This is a genomic window from Niallia sp. Sow4_A1 (assembly GCF_052116745.1).
GTDB lineage: Bacteria > Bacillota > Bacilli > Bacillales > Cytobacillaceae > Niallia > Niallia hominis.
On the sequence record NZ_JBQKKM010000022.1, the window covers coordinates 65,223 to 80,425 of the forward strand.

Sequence of the window (15,203 nt, forward strand, 5' to 3'; positions counted from 1 at the left end):
ATTTAATAAACATTCCAGTATAGAAAGATATTTTTAGGAAAAAAAAAAACACCCGTCCCTTTAGTAAGGGACGAGTGTATTATCATAACCCGCGTTACCACCCAAATTCTGTTTGACAAAAAACAAACAGCGCTTAGTCAACGTACTATCATACGTGTTCCTTTTAACGGTGGAAATCCGTCAAGACTTACTAGTTGTTCAGCCTTGCATCTCAGAGATGATTTTTTCGTTTCGGTTACCTTACTGGCTTTCACCATACCCAGCTCGCTAAAAGGGATATCAAAACGTACTTTTTCTCTTCATTGATTTCTATGAATTGGAATGTTTTGTATAGGATAGCACTTTTAATGGAGAATTTCAAGGGACATTTGCCTATATCAAGCAAAGGAGGAAAGCCGGATAAATAGGATTTTTTAGCCACAAAACTGTCATAGTATCCCGATTGGTATTTTGTTAGAATGGTAGGTAGTGATTATTAGGTTTGAAAGGAAGTAGAGAGATGAAAAAAGTATTGAATATAGCCTTCTTTTATACAATTTTAGGTTTAGTTAGTGGCGTTTACTATAGAGAGTTTACGAAAATGAGAGATTTCACAGGGGAAACGCAGCTCTCTGTTGTTCATACTCACTCGTTTGCTTTAGGAATGATGATCATGCTAATCGTCTATTTATTCTGTTATACGATGAAAATACATACACTTAAAAATTTTGATTTGTTCTTTTATTTTTATAATATTGGTTTACTATCAACGATTACATTAATGGTGATAAGAGGAACTCTGCAAGTGCTTGAATTTGATTTATCCAGCGGTTTAGATTCTGCCATCTCTGGAATTGCCGGATTAGGGCATATTTCTATAACTATTGGTTTAGTGATTTTTTTCCTTCTTTTGAGAAAGAATCATAGCGAGAATATTCGAACGAAATAGGAAAAAATGTTTTTCCGAAGTTTATAAGAATGATAAATTTGCTTCGGAAAAAACATTCTAGATTCATGATCAACTATGCGCCTCCTTGTTTATATAATGGGAAAGAGCCAATAAAGGAAAAATCTTATTATAACTATGATAATAAATGTAGAATTGTTTCGGTAACCCAATACCTGTAGGATAAGTAATGGCGCGTTCCTCTTTCTTTTCGTCTAGTAAGTAACGAATTCCCCTTTTCACTTCTTTGCTTGCTCCTTCTCCTGCCGCAATTAAGGCATCAACAGCCCAAGCTGTTTGTGATTCCGTGCTAAATGGTAGAGGAACATAGATGGAAGTTTCACAGCTCCTACAAGATTCTCCCCATCCTCCATTGGAGTGTTGGATTTTTTTCAGCCAACCAATTGCTTTTTGGATTGCTGGGTGATTTGGTTTCATGCCAACTGCTGTTAACCCTGTAAGTGCTGCCCAAGTCCCGTAAATATAACAAACACCCCATCTGCCATACCAAGAGCCGTTTTTTTCCTGATTATTGATTAACCAGCTGACGGCCTGCTTTATATGAGGATGTGTGTCGTTAAGATGAGCAAAGTTTCCAAAGTATTCTAATACTCTTCCAGTTAAATCAGCGGTAGAAGGATCCACGGCAGCATCCTTTGCATTATCGATTGGAACCATCTTGAGAATGTCCCAATCGGTATTCTTTTCGAACGCTGCCCACCCTCCATCTTTATTTTGCATGGATAATAAATAGTTTGTGCCTTTTTGCCAAGCGTAATGAACCGTTTTGTTTGATGAGGCGGTTGCGGTTAAGGCCCGTAAAACGGCAGAGGTATCATCATTGTCAGGATTATTCGTATTAATATCAGAAAAGCCCCATCCTCCTGGTTCCGAATTTGGGTTATGAACCTGCCAATCTCCTTTTTTTGTATGTTGTTTTGCTAGCAAATAATTAGTTGCTTTTATTATTGGAGTAGATTCAGTAGGTATTCCAGCTTGTTGTAATGTATAGCTGATTAAGCCTGTGTCCCAAACCGTGCTGGTGGAGTTCTCTAGGTGACTTTGCTTACCTTTTTTATCGATAAGGGATGTGAGTCCAGCAATTGCTTTTTGAATTACTGGAGAATTTTTTTTATAGCCAAGGGCAAGTAATGCATAGATCATAAAGAAAGTTGCACTCGCATAACTGTAAAGTGTCCCATCCTCTTCTAATCGATCTAGCATGTATTTTTCTGCAGATTGAAAGCCTAAGTGATGAAGATAGGCTGGAAACTTTCCGATTCGTTTCATTTCTTTCCAAAGAAATGTAAGGGGATTTCGCTCTTCTTCTAGGTGATCAAAGGATGGATAAAGAGCTATATCTCTTACAAATAGGTCATCTAGCGGTGGCTTGGTTTTTGTTTGGATTGTGAATTTTTTATTGGCTGCTATTAACATCGGAATGAAGTGAATCCGAGCATAGGCACTAAATTGGTAGAAATTGAAAGGCTGAAAGGTTGGCAAGAGTAAAAATGTCATTGGAATGTAGATCATATGGGACCAAGGGTAGAGACCATTCACGGATAGCATCCATTTTATCATAAAATGAGCCTTCGCTAGGCCGCCGTGTTTTAAAATAAATGCTTTTGCTTTCTGCATTTGTGTGTCTTCCTTTGCATAAAGGCCAGAATATAATAGGGCAGTGTAAGCAATTATGGTAGCAGAGAGATGGCCGTTTGGTTCATCGCTATATGCTTTCCAATAGCCTTCTTTATGCTGGGCGTTACGCAGTGTTTTGGCTAAAAGGTGGATGTTTTCTTCTTCTGTGTGAATGTTTAATGCTCGAATGGTGATGATATAAAAAGCATCTGTCATTAAGCTTCCTTGAAACCGGAAATGAAAAGAACCGTCTGACTTTTGTAGCTCGACAAGCTCTTTTATGCGTTTTTGTTGCTCTTTTTCAACAGAGTGGAGAAATGTATTCAATATAATCACCTCAAATGTAACATCGTATTAGTAAACTTTATGCTTCTTAAGGAAAGTCATATTCAGAAATATTTATATTTTCTTTTTTTAGTAGTTGAAATTAGGGGGAGAGAGGTCTATAATGAACATAATTTAATGGAGCGAACATGTTGATCAGAAGGAGTACCCTAAGAACCTTTTTCGAAAGAGAGCAGTCGGTAGCTGAAAAGATTGTGCAAAAGCCTTAGGAGAAGACATCTGTGAGTGTTACTTTGAACGTATTATGCTAGTAGAGGTAACCGGTTATCACCGTTATGATACAAGTGGTTTCTGTATGAAACAATTTGGGTGGTACCGCGGATAATCCGTCCCTTTTATAGGGGCGGATTTTTTTATGTTTTTTTTAGACGAATATTTAGTGTCTAGCCCTGGGCACCCAGGGGCTGATGGGCTTTTCTAATAAGGAGGTGAGTGCCGTGGACGATGATGATGATAACGATATGAATCAAAATTTTACTAACTTTAGGAGGAACAGTTATATGGAATCTTCAAAAAGGGTGCTCATTTCTGAGTGTAATATGCTTATTGGTAAAGAGGTTGTTTTAAAGGGCTGGGTGAAAAAGATTCGCCAGCTAGGAAAAGTAGGCTTCTTGTTATTGAGAGACCGCACTGGGTTGCTGCAATGTGTATTAGAGCAAGAGCAGAATCAGGTGAAAATAGAGACAGAGAGTGTTGTTCAAGTTACCGGAATTCTTGTAAAAACAGATAAAACAGCAAATGGAGTGGAACTTCAAGTTAGTGAAATCCTCGTACTAGCTGAAGCTGATTTATTGCCATTTGAAATTAATAAGAAAAAACTGAATGTCGGCTTAGATCATTTACTGAATCATCGAGTTCTATCCTTAAGACATGAACAAATAAACGCAATATTTACGATTCAATCCGTGTTCGTGAAAGGTTTTACAGATTTTCTCATGCAAGAAGGGTTTACCAGAATTTTCACTCCAAAAATAGTTTCACAAGGAGCAGAAGGCGGGGCAAATGTTTTTACCTTTAACTATTTTGATAAAAGTGCCTATTTAGCACAATCCCCTCAATTTTATAAACAAATGATGGTAGGAGCGGGCTTTGAAAGGGTGTTTGAAATTGCCCCTGTATATAGGGCGGAAGAGCATAATTCATCTAGACATTTAAATGAATATATTTCGTTAGATGTAGAAATGGGATTCATTGAAAATGTGGAGGAAGTAATGGAGATGGAGAAGCGAGTTCTTCAATATGTTTTCCAATATGTGAAGGAGCGTTGTCAGAAGCAGCTGGACGTTCTTCAGGTCGACATACCAGTGTTGAACGAAATCCCTAAAATGACATTAACAGAAGCACAGGCTATATTAAAAGAGACATATCAAAAGGACTCTCCAGAAGGAGATTTAAATACAGAAGGGGAAAAATGCATCGGAAACTATGTTAAGTATAAATATGGAAGTGATTTTGTGTTTATAACAAACTATCCGAGAGCAACAAGACCGATGTATACCATGCCAAATAAGGAAAATCCTGAGCTGACAGATTCTTTTGACCTTTTATATAAAGGAAGTGAAATTACCTCTGGCGGGCAAAGGATTCATCGTAAAGGAGAGCTAATAGCTTCTTTTAGAGAAAAGGGACTAAATCCGAATGAATTTAAGGCATATATCGATTCTTTTGCATATGCTATTCCACCGCATGGAGGATTTGGAATTGGTTTAGAACGGATTATAATGAAGTTCCTAAACCTTGGGAATATTCGTGAAGCAAGCGCATTTCCGAGAGATTGTGATAGGCTTATTCCATAAAAGGGTTATTTAATTCTAGTACTCATAAATAAAAACTAGCCCCTTACTCGTAAATTCGTAGGTTAATTTGGAAAAATGTTTTCTAGAAAACATAATCAAAGCAGAGCTACATTTACGAAAGGAGCTAGTTTTATTATAATATCCCGAATTTGATTGATTGAAACATAAAAAGGAGCATATTTTTATAAAATTTTAATTATATGGGTTTCTTTTCTATCTAGAAAAGGTATAGGACAAGGAGATAGATTATACATAGTTGGAGGGGGAAACATATGATAGAGGATCTAGAATTAGTACTTGATGCAAAAGCTGTGCTTGGAGAAGGACCATGCTGGGATTTTAGAAACAATATTTTATATTGGGTAGATATTGAAGGAAAAAAAGTACATATGTATAACCATATTTCTGGTGAGCACAAACAGGTTCAACTAGAACGTGAAGTATCGGCTGTTATCCCTTGTATAACAAAAGATACAGAATTTATTGTTACATTAGATAATGGCTTTCATCTTTTAAATATAGAAACAGAGCAACTAAAGTTTATTGGCGATCCAGAGCGAGATTTAAAACAGAATCGTTTTAATGATGGGAAATGTGATGCTTATGGTCGTTTATGGGCAGGTACAATGTGCAGAGATGGAAAGACGAAAGATGCAGCACTATACTGTCTTGATAATGAAGGAAAATGGACGGAAAAAATAAGTCATTTGAGTATTTCGAACGGCATGGCATGGACTAGTGATAATGAATACTTATACCATATTGATACACCTGCTCAAACAGTAACACGTTATGAATATGATTTGGAAACAGGAAAATTAGGAAAAGCAAAGCAGATTATTGATTTTTCAGAGGAAGAAGGATTCCCAGATGGTATGACAATTGATAGCGAAGGAATGCTATGGATTGCTCATTATGGTGGAGGAAGAGTGTCTAGATGGAATCCAGAGAGTGGGGAAAAATTAAGTGAAATATGCTTGCCAGTACCGAATGTGACTTCTTGTACATTTGGAGGGGAAAAATTAAATGAGTTATATATAACGACAGCGAGATCTGGTTTGGATGATGAAGAATTAAAAAAGTATCCACAATCAGGAGGGTTATATAAAATCAAGCTACATATTCAAGGGGTAAAAACGTATTTATATCAAAACTAATTCGTAGATATTGGCTATAAAAAAGAGCTAATCAAACAGGATAATCATTTGATTAGCTCTTTTTTTATTTAACAACTAAAACCGGACATTTTACTCGTTTGATTACTTTATGACTAACACTTCCCAATACCATTTCTTGCAAGGAATTTAATCCGCGACTGCCAATGACAAGTAAGTCAAAGCTATTTTGATTTGCATACTCGACAATTGTAGGACCCGGCTCTCCATGAAGAAATAGTAGATTATAAGCGATATTATTGGATTGTAAGTATTCTTCCATTGATACGAATTTTTTCCGCCTAGTAAGTTCTAAATCAGCCTTCCCTTGAGCGTGCAATACATCATATTTCGATTGAGTGATATCTAGGACATGAACAACTGTAATTACAGCATTCTTCTGAAGGGAAGCTAATTTCACTGCTTCTGTTGTTGCTCTTAACGAGTTTTTTGAACCGTCAATTGCTAAAAGAATAGTAGAATACATGATTTACGCTCCTTTTGAGTTAGTGATCAGATAATTTCGCATTTTGTTTGGGAAATACAGCAAGTTTATCTACAATCTTTTTACTTGCAGAATCTAAGCCAGTAATGGTAACTGTATTTTGATTTTCCTTCAGCTTTAACGCAATTTTATCAATGGCACCGACTGCAGAATCATCCCATACATGAGAATTAGTAAAATCAATGGAAATTTGTTTGTTTTTAATCGTTGTATCAAATGCTTGAACAAAGCTATCAACAGAAGCAAAAAATAGTTGTCCTTCCACTGCATAGTTGTAGCCTTGCGATGTTTCCTGTTTATGCATCTTCACATGGGAAATCTTCGCAGCAAATAAGACAGCACTTAAAATAACTCCAGCAATTACCCCTATGGATAAATTATCGGTTGCGACAACAATTATCACGGTTACGAGCATAACGATTGCATCTCCTTTTGGAGCAGTAACTAAGTACTTGAAGGAAGACCAGTCAAAGGTGCCGATACACACCATAATCATGATGCCAACTAGGACTGGCATAGGAATTTGTACAACAAGACTTCCTAATACCATTATCAAAAACATAAGAAAAACACCTGCAACAAATGTAGAGAGTCTTCCTCTCCCACCTGATTTCACATTGATAACAGATTGACCAATCATCGCACAGCCAGCCATTCCGCCAAAAAATCCTGTAACAATATTAGCTATTCCCTGTCCCCTTGCTTCTCTGTTTTTATTGCTGTCTGTATCTGTTGCATCATCAACGATAGAAGCAGTTAATAAGGATTCCAATAAACCAACAATTGATAAAGCTAGCGCATATGGGAAAATAATTGCTAACGTCTCAAAGGAAAACGGTACATTTGGAATAAAGAAAGATGGCAATGATTGCGTAATTTTTCCCAAATCACCAACAGTAGCTACATTTACATTTCCAAAAATAGCAACAACGGTTAAAATAATAATAGCAATTAGTGGTGCTGGAATGACTTTTAAAAATCGCGGCAAGATATACACAATTAATAACGTGATGATTACAAATAAATAAGTAATGTTTGTGACGTTAATAAGATGTGGCACTTGAGCCATAAAAATTAAGATCGCTAAAGCATTAACAAATCCAATCATCACTGCTCTCGGGATAAACTTCATGAGCTTCGCAATTTTTAATACGCCGAAAATAATCTGAATTATCCCTGTAAGGATTGTAGCAGCAAATAAATATTCTAATCCGTAATCTCTAACTAATGGCCCCATTAATAATGCCATTGCTCCTGTTGCTGCTGAAATCATACCAGGTCTTCCACCTGTAAACGAAATAACCACAGCCATAGTAAAAGAGGCATACAATCCAATCATCGGATCTACCCCGGCAATGATAGAAAATGCAATCGCCTCTGGTATTAATGCAAGAGCAACGACCATTCCTGATAAAATATCCCCACGGATATTTGAAAACCATTCCTTTTTTATTTTTTCAATCAAATGATTCACCTCAATATCTTTCTGCTTGATACAAAGAAGTCTACCATGTTTTTTCCCAAAAAGGAATATATTTTGGGAAAGTTTTTACAAGCAGAGAATTTCTATCTATAATAATGAGAAGAGATAATGTTGGAGGCAATTAAGATGAAATATGGTTATATGCGACCTACCATTGCAGATACTAGCTGCGAGCAGCAGTTAAAAATACTGAAACCTATATGTGAGCAAATGTATCAAGAAGAACATGATTCGGCAAAAAATAGATCAAAGCTATCGGAAGTAATAGCCTCTCTATTAAAGGGAGACAAAATTGTTGTAGCGCAGTTATTTACCATTGCAGACTCGAGTAGGCATCTGATGGAGTTATTAGAAATACTTGAAGACAAAGGTGCTTATTTACAATCAATAAAGGAAGATATTGATACAGAAAGAAAAAAGGAGTATTCGTTGTCTGAAATGCTATCTCATTTAATTGAATTCCAGAATGAGATTATTCGGGAAAGAACAAAAAAAGGCATGGAATACGCGAGACAGCATGGGAAAGCAAGTGGAAGACCGAGAAAAGCGGATGAAAATGTAAAAAAAGCAATGGAGATGTATCAGTCTAAAAAATATACATTAAAAGAAATAAAAGCAGAAACAGGAATTAGTAAATCTACATTATATAGGTATTTAGAGCATTAATGGGGGATTTCATTTTTAAAGAGTGGAAGGCAGAAGTAGAGTTTATCAAAGGAACGAAAGCAAGAAATAAGTCGTTCATCCGAGGAATGAACGACCAAGTCGAAGTAGAAACGATTTTTTTTTTAGAAAGATAAATACTGCATTTATCTTGTCTTAAGTAACTGTTTTACGATTATACCTAAAGAATTTTCCTCCATAAAAGGAGCTAGCTTTGCTAGTGATTGAGGAGACAGTCTATCAGCATCCATATTGGATAATAATTGATCAATAGCATCCTCTTCAAAAAAAGGAGCAAGTTCTATTAGCTGTTCTAATTCTATTTCTCCATTCACTGCTTTATCCACTAGTTCATTAAAGGAAGCTTCTCCAATAAATGGAGTCATTTTTTGTATGAAAGACCATTCCCCCTTACTTGATGCGATTGAAACTAATTGCTCAATCGTATCTTCTTCTAAAAAGGGAGCCAAGCTAATTATATGTTCCTCATTTAACTTTTCATCTTCTATTCCCTGTAAGACAAGATTATTTAAAGCTGTATCACTAATAAATGGAGCCATATTTGTGATGAACTTCCAAGTTAATTGCCCATTTTGCACATTCCATATTAAGTTGTCTATATATTCTTCATCTAAGAAAGGGGCAAGCTGGACTAATTCTATAGGTTCAATCGATTCGCTAATGACTTGATTTGCGATTGACTGTAAGGTGCTAGAAGATACAAAAGGGGCAATTCGCTGAACAATCTTCCAATCTATTGTTTCTTTTGTTGCTTGTATGACGATTTCATCTAATGCTTCTGTTGACAAAAAAGGAGCTAGATGAACAATTGTGTCTAAATCCCAAGCCGTTGTATCCATTTTTTCAGATACTTTACTTAGTTGACTAGTTTTAATAAGAGGGGCGATATCAATAAGCTCCTTTACGTCGGCGGCTCCTGAATTAATTAAATCCGCAACTTCCTCGGTTTGGTCGGCTGATAAATGTTCAACCATTTTCCCGATTTGCTTGGAAGGTTTTGGCTGTTTAATCCCAGCGTTCATTAAGAGATCAATAGAAACCTCCAATTCATTCGCAATAATGGGAATGGTCATAATATCAGGAAGGGATTCTCCTCTTTCCCATTTCGATACTGCTTGGTGACTGACATTTAATTTATCCGCTAATTCAACTTGCGTAAGATCCTTTTCTTTTCTTAATTTTGATATATAAGCACCAATTTTTCGTGAATCAACCATACTTGTCATCTCCTCTACTTTTCCAGTGCACACTGTCTAATTCGATACTAGCATACTTGCCAAAACATGCCTATCAACGGCTAGTTGAATAGCTTAAAAAAAGTGATTCTACTGGTGGTAGAATTGTTTTTGCATGATGGTTTCTAGTGGAAAGCAATACAACATTAGAACATAAAAAAGAGGCTGGGACAAAACTAAATACCTAATCTTTAAAGACGAACAATCTCTAATTTAGAACTTAAATAAAGCTACTTTTTCAAGATGGTTCTCTATGTTTTTAAATATAGTTAAGTGTAAAAACTAAGTCGTTCCATTGCTCTACAGACGCACGATGCGCCGGGGAGGAAGCTGAGCCTCCTCACTGCGAGGCCACTGAAAAAGTATATTACCTGGTGAATCATTAGTTAGCAAACCATTCTAACTTAGTGTAGGTTTTTGTTTTCCGAGGCTTACCGCACGACTCACCGGGGCGAGCGCCGAGCCGCTTCACAGCTCACACTCCTGCAGGGTCTCGGACTTTCTCGCATCTCCCGTAGGAGTCGAGCGTCCTCCGCTCCATTTCACTTTGTTTTAAAACCTTGTTCTAAAACGAAAAACGAACAATTATGCATGTTAATCGCATAATTGTTCGACTTTGTTGCTAACTGAAATGTTTATGTCCCAGCCTCCTATTATAATCTTACACTAATACGCCTTCTTTATATTCTTTTGTTAATGTTGGCCAGAATTCTTTATTTGCTTCAATTAAATCATCAAGAACTGCTTTCGCTACTTTAGCAGAAGGTAAGGTTTTATTTAATGTGAATGCTTGTAATGCTTTTTCATAAGAACCTTCCACAATGGCTTGCACTAAAATTTTCTCCGATGCTAATTGTTGGTCAATCATTGCTTTGTAGAAGTAAGGAATGTCTCCAACAAATTCAGGTTTAGGACCATCACTTGTAATAAGCGCAGGCACTTCAATCATCGCATCATTTGGCAAGTTTGGAATTGTTCCATTGTTTTCTACCATTACTAAATATCTTTTTCCGAGGTTTTGAGCAAGAGATACTGTTACATCTACAATAAATGTTCCGTGTACACCAACTGCAAAGGAATCTTCTAAAATACCAGTCTCTTCATATTTATCTACTGTTTCAAACAATGTTTTTTCACGGCCATCCATTACTTCGTTCGCACGAGTGTATTCCTTATTTGAAGTTTCCACAATATGATCTGGGAACAGATAGTATTGTAAATATGGATTCGGCAGATATTCTGGAAAATGATCCATGATTAGTTTAATATTCTTAAAGGTTTTAATCCAGGAAGAATCTGCATGACGATAGTCAATTTTTGAAACATCTTCTGTTAGTAATCCATGTTTATATACATGCTCACGAATTTCTGGCAATCTTTCTACCCCATCAACTTTAATGCTTGTAAACCAGCCAAAGTGATTTAAACCAAAGTAGTCAACATCTAATTCTTCTCTTTCTACTCCGAGGATTGCTGCGATATTACGCATTGTTGCAACAGGCATATCACAAATGTTTAAGACTCTTGAATTTGGTCGAAGCTTACGAACACCTTCTGCCACAATGGATGCTGGATTGGAGTAGTTTACAATCCATGCTGTTTCTTTAGCATATTTTTCTACATAATCGATCAGCTCAATCATTGGAGAGATAGTTCTCAGTCCGTAAGCCAATCCGCCAGGTCCACATGTTTCTTGCCCAACTACATGATGGGAAAGGGGAATTTTCTCATCGAGTTCACGCATTGCATATTTTCCAACTCTCATTTGGGCAAATACAAAGTCTACATCTTCAAAGGCTGTTTGTGGATCTGTTGTATCAATGACTTTAATTTTATCTGTATATTCTTCAATGACGGCCTTTGCAGCTACGACTACTTTAGACTGTCTTTCTCCGTCAATATCGTAGAAGCGAATTTCAGAAAGTGGTAGATCTTCTAATCGGTCCATTAAGCTACGAATAATTCCTGGAGTGTATGTGCTTCCCCCGCCTGCAACTGCTAATTTATATGTTTTCATCTTAAATTCCTCCTAATTGTTGGTCTACTTGATCTCGAACAGATTTAACATTTAAACCATATACGACTTGGACATTATTTCCTGATTTGATAATTCCTTTGGATCCTGTTTGTTTTAATATCAGTTCATCTACTGCATTTGGATCTTTTAAAATTAGGCGTAATCTTGTATAGCAATTATCAACATTTTCAATGTTTGCTTTTCCGCCCAATGCATCGACAATAGTTGCCCCTAAAGCTGATGGCGAATCATTTGTCGTTCCACCAGATACAGCTGCCTCTGCATTAGCTAATTCATTTGTTTCAGCTGCTATCATATCTTCTTCACGACCTGGTGTTTTTAAATTAAATTTAAGAATTAAGAAGCGGAAAAGGATAAAATAGATAACTGCCATTAGTAATCCTACTAAGATAAACATTGGCCAGTTGGACTTTGTTGTTCCAAGCGGTAAATTATATAGTAAGAAATCAATAAATCCATTTGCGCCAATTGCATGTACATGAAAGATACTTAAGAGCATCATACCCACACCAGAAAGAACAGCATGTAGGACAAACAAGATTGGTGCGGTGAAAAGGAAAGCAAATTCTAAAGGCTCTGTTACTCCTAGTAAGAAGGAGGTAAAGGCTGCAGGAAGAAGAATTGCTTTTGCGATTGTTTTTTTCTTTTTATCTGCAGTTACATACATTGCTAGTGCTGCTCCCATAAGTCCAAACATTTTGCTTAAACCGCGAGCATCCCAGTTCACTGTACTGCTTAATACTTTAATGCTTGAGTCTGCCATTTCGGCAAAATAGATATTTCGGGCGCCATAAATAATTTCATTTCCGATATTTGCAACTCCACCTAATTCTGTGTAAAGAAATGGAGTATACACTAAGTGATGTAATCCAGTTGGGATGAGAATTCTTTCTAAGAATCCATAAATAAGTAATCCAACTACTCCTAAATTTTTAATGCCGCTGGCTACAGCTGTAATACCATCTTGTACGAATGGCCAAAATTCTGCGGCAAGTGCTCCTAAAATCATCGCACTAGGAATGGCTAAAATAGCTACAAAGCGATGTCCTGAGTATATAGCCATAACACCTTTGAATTCCGTGTCGCAGTATTTATTGTGCAAAATTCCAACTAGAGCACCTAGAAGAATTCCAGAAAAAACACCCATTTCCAATACTTGAACATTTAATACCATTGCTTGACCAGATAATTGCATTTGCTCTGGTGCTACTAAGCTACCAGTTAAACTTAATATTTGATGCATTGCATTTATGAAAATAACGAAGGTAACTAAGCCAGTTAAGGCAGCATATCCTTTATCTTTTTTAGCTAAGCCAATCGGAATACCGACAGCGAAGATTAAAGCTAGGTTTTGCAAAATCGATACAGCGGAGGAAGATATAAATTTCCCTGTATTTTGAATTAATGGATTTTCTAAAATCGGAATATATTGTGCTAAGTTTCCGTTTCCGAAAACATTTCCAAATGCGATAAATAGACCGATAATCGGTAGAATGAGAATTGGTGCAAATAAAGATTTTCCGAAGAGCTGAAGACCATTTACTACCTTTTTCATCTATAAAACCTCCCTTTGTTGGTAAGCGTTGTCATATCTTTTTAATAACCAAAGTATATAATTGAACAGGTAAATTTGAAAGGGTTTGCAAGGATTGTGTACAATGTCTTTCAATCCTGTAACATGTTACAAGGCTTAAGTGAAAGAAAGAGGATGTTCGATAGCATCCTCTTTCAACAGTGTATATAAAAAAAGTATTAATATTCTTTAACAATCCCTCTTTTAATCGCTACGATTAAAAGTAAATCAATGAGCATAAACATATTGGATTCAAAAGAGGTAACTTCGAATTCTTGTTGAGACTCAATGGTAGGATCGAGGACGGTAAAGACAATATCAGCAATTTTGGCGGTAGAGCTTTTATTGTTTCCGGTAAAAAGGATTGTTTTTACGCCTTTATCCTTTGCGATTTGCACTTTCTCTAGTACTTTAGCTGTTTCACCTGAGCGAGAAAAAGCAATGAGCAATTTGTATTTTTGAATATTATTGAGAAAAATCGCTCTACTGTCGCTTGTTGTTGAATTGGAAACATAATAACCAAAGAGCTCTAGTTTTTTTGCAAAATAGCTAGAAAAAAGCGTAGAAAAGCCTGCACCATAAAAGTAAATCATTTTATTTTCATTAATTTGCGCAAGAAATAGTTCGATGCTTGTTTCATCAAGGGAATCGATTGTTTGTTTATAATTTTGCTTAAAGGAAGAAACAGCATCTATCAATGGTTGATGAATACTATCTACATATTCTACTTCTTGATCAAGCATTTTTGTTACTTTTAAATTTAGGTTGTAAATAAATTCACTATAGCCACTAAAACCAAGTTTTTTACAGAGGCGGATAATGGTTGCTGTGGATACAAATAGATCATTTGCAGCTGCTCGAATGCTTAATGTTTCTCCTGCTAATTTCTTCTGGATAAGGAAATAGGTGATCTCTTTCTCTGCTTCTGTTAAGTTTTTATCATTTGCATAATCAAGAAACAGCATATCTATATTTTTCAAACCTCTCATCATTCCTTGTTCGTATTTTCGGCCTATATGTATCTCTTATTATAATGAATATATAGGGTATTATGTTTTACTTTTTTGCTGTGGTAAGCATAATTTAAAAAAGGATGCCAATACTACTAAACACAATGTAAATTCTGGAGGTTTTACTTCGTGTCTCAATCAAATATAAAGCTAACATCCTCAGAAATAGCTTCCCTGTGGACATCTTATATGAATAATTGTATGTCAAAGCAGGTTCTAACGCATATGCTTCAGCATGTAAAGGATCGAGAAATCTCTAATGCGATTCGTTTTTCTTTTCAGTTTGCCCAAAAACAAGAAAAGCGTTTTATAAAGATTTTTCAAAAAGATGATTTCGCCATTCCTCATGGATTTACAGAAACAGATGTTAATACCAATGCTCCTGCCTTATTTACAGAAACCTTTTGTCTAGCATATATTAATCAAATGGCGAAAGCAGGCTTATTGGCTTATGGAGGGTTCCTTGCAATGAGTACAAGGGAAGACCTCAGCGCTTTTTATCACCATGGATTACATAATACTTCCAAGCTTTATCATTTAACGAATTCAATATTAGAAAAGAAGGGTCTGTTAATTCGATCACCGCATACTTCCATTCCAAAGAAAATTGACTACATAGATAGCAAGAAATACTTAAGTGGTTTCTCTTTGTTCCATAAAAAAAGACCCTTAAATGCCGTAGAGGTTTGGACTAACCTAAAATAGCGAGACAATATAAAACACCTCCAAAATGGCAATACTTGAGATAAGTATTGTGACATTATTCGGAGGTGTTTTTGCGTGGGCAAAAAAACTGTATATACAAAAGAGATTAAAT

At 36.1% G+C, this 15,203-nt stretch carries 13 protein-coding genes and 2 other annotated features; of the genes, 6 read left to right on the forward strand and 7 right to left on the reverse strand.

What is annotated here, in order from left to right; genetic code table 11:
- Positions 1-63: 63 nt before the first annotated feature.
- Positions 64-312 (reverse strand) — a binding site (T-box leader).
- Positions 313-499: 187 nt separating this feature from the next.
- On the forward strand, positions 500-928 hold the full coding sequence (locus ACTQ5K_RS13580; protein ID WP_031535088.1) for a DUF2871 domain-containing protein: 429 nt from the start codon (positions 500-502) through the stop codon (positions 926-928).
- Between the two features lie 69 nt (positions 929-997).
- Here ACTQ5K_RS13580 and shc read toward each other — a convergent pair whose 3' ends face one another.
- Complete coding sequence (gene shc, locus ACTQ5K_RS13585; protein WP_251627875.1) at positions 998-2,890, reverse strand: squalene--hopene cyclase; 1,893 nt, start codon at positions 2,888-2,890, stop codon at positions 998-1,000.
- A 140-nt stretch (positions 2,891-3,030) separates the two neighbouring features.
- Positions 3,031-3,245, forward strand: a binding site (T-box leader).
- A 163-nt stretch (positions 3,246-3,408) separates the two neighbouring features.
- Between shc and aspS the strand changes: the two genes are divergently transcribed.
- Together aspS and ACTQ5K_RS13595 are read left to right on the forward strand one after the other, a co-directional pair.
- Complete coding sequence (aspS, locus tag ACTQ5K_RS13590) at positions 3,409-4,704, forward strand: aspartate--tRNA(Asn) ligase (RefSeq protein ID WP_441993986.1); 1,296 nt, start codon at positions 3,409-3,411, stop codon at positions 4,702-4,704.
- A 272-nt stretch (positions 4,705-4,976) separates the two neighbouring features.
- Entirely contained in the window at positions 4,977-5,861 is an 885-nt protein-coding gene (locus ACTQ5K_RS13595; RefSeq protein ID WP_031535084.1) for an SMP-30/gluconolactonase/LRE family protein, read from the forward strand.
- Between the two features lie 64 nt (positions 5,862-5,925).
- On the opposite strand, the gene ACTQ5K_RS13600 is transcribed toward ACTQ5K_RS13595, so the two are convergent.
- Together ACTQ5K_RS13600 and ACTQ5K_RS13605 are read right to left on the reverse strand one after the other, a co-directional pair.
- Entirely contained in the window at positions 5,926-6,345 is a 420-nt protein-coding gene (locus ACTQ5K_RS13600; RefSeq protein WP_031535082.1) for a universal stress protein, read from the reverse strand.
- A gap of 19 nt (positions 6,346-6,364) precedes the next feature.
- Positions 6,365-7,828, reverse strand: coding sequence for a SulP family inorganic anion transporter (locus tag ACTQ5K_RS13605; protein WP_031535079.1), 1,464 nt, complete (start codon positions 7,826-7,828; stop codon positions 6,365-6,367).
- A 144-nt stretch (positions 7,829-7,972) separates the two neighbouring features.
- Between ACTQ5K_RS13605 and ACTQ5K_RS13610 the strand changes: the two genes are divergently transcribed.
- Both ACTQ5K_RS13610 and ACTQ5K_RS13615 read left to right on the forward strand, forming a co-directional pair.
- On the forward strand, positions 7,973-8,512 hold the full coding sequence (locus ACTQ5K_RS13610; protein ID WP_109768687.1) for a recombinase family protein: 540 nt from the start codon (positions 7,973-7,975) through the stop codon (positions 8,510-8,512).
- Positions 8,512-8,646 (forward strand): hypothetical protein, encoded by a 135-nt coding sequence (locus ACTQ5K_RS13615; protein ID WP_285846418.1) that lies wholly within the window; start codon positions 8,512-8,514, stop codon positions 8,644-8,646. The genes ACTQ5K_RS13610 and ACTQ5K_RS13615 overlap by 1 nt, the downstream gene beginning before the upstream one ends.
- Before the next feature lie 9 nt (positions 8,647-8,655).
- On the opposite strand, the gene ACTQ5K_RS13620 is transcribed toward ACTQ5K_RS13615, so the two are convergent.
- The 4 genes from ACTQ5K_RS13620 to ACTQ5K_RS13635 form a co-directional block, all read right to left on the reverse strand.
- Positions 8,656-9,747, reverse strand: coding sequence for a helix-turn-helix domain-containing protein (locus tag ACTQ5K_RS13620; RefSeq protein WP_441993987.1), 1,092 nt, complete (start codon positions 9,745-9,747; stop codon positions 8,656-8,658).
- 679 nt (positions 9,748-10,426) lie between these two features.
- Positions 10,427-11,782, reverse strand: a complete 1,356-nt coding sequence (locus ACTQ5K_RS13625; protein ID WP_031535073.1) for a 6-phospho-alpha-glucosidase — start codon at positions 11,780-11,782, stop codon at positions 10,427-10,429.
- Between the two features lies 1 nt (position 11,783).
- Positions 11,784-13,358, reverse strand: a complete 1,575-nt coding sequence (locus ACTQ5K_RS13630) for a PTS transporter subunit EIIC (protein ID WP_031535071.1) — start codon at positions 13,356-13,358, stop codon at positions 11,784-11,786.
- A 197-nt stretch (positions 13,359-13,555) separates the two neighbouring features.
- Entirely contained in the window at positions 13,556-14,356 is an 801-nt protein-coding gene (locus tag ACTQ5K_RS13635; protein WP_035415997.1) for a MurR/RpiR family transcriptional regulator, read from the reverse strand.
- Positions 14,357-14,515: 159 nt separating this feature from the next.
- Here ACTQ5K_RS13635 and ACTQ5K_RS13640 point away from each other — a divergent pair, with 159 nt between their 5' ends.
- Positions 14,516-15,091: a DUF3231 family protein gene (locus tag ACTQ5K_RS13640; protein WP_349204583.1), complete on the forward strand. Its 576-nt coding sequence runs from the start codon at positions 14,516-14,518 to the stop codon at positions 15,089-15,091.
- Positions 15,092-15,203: the final 112 nt, after the last annotated feature.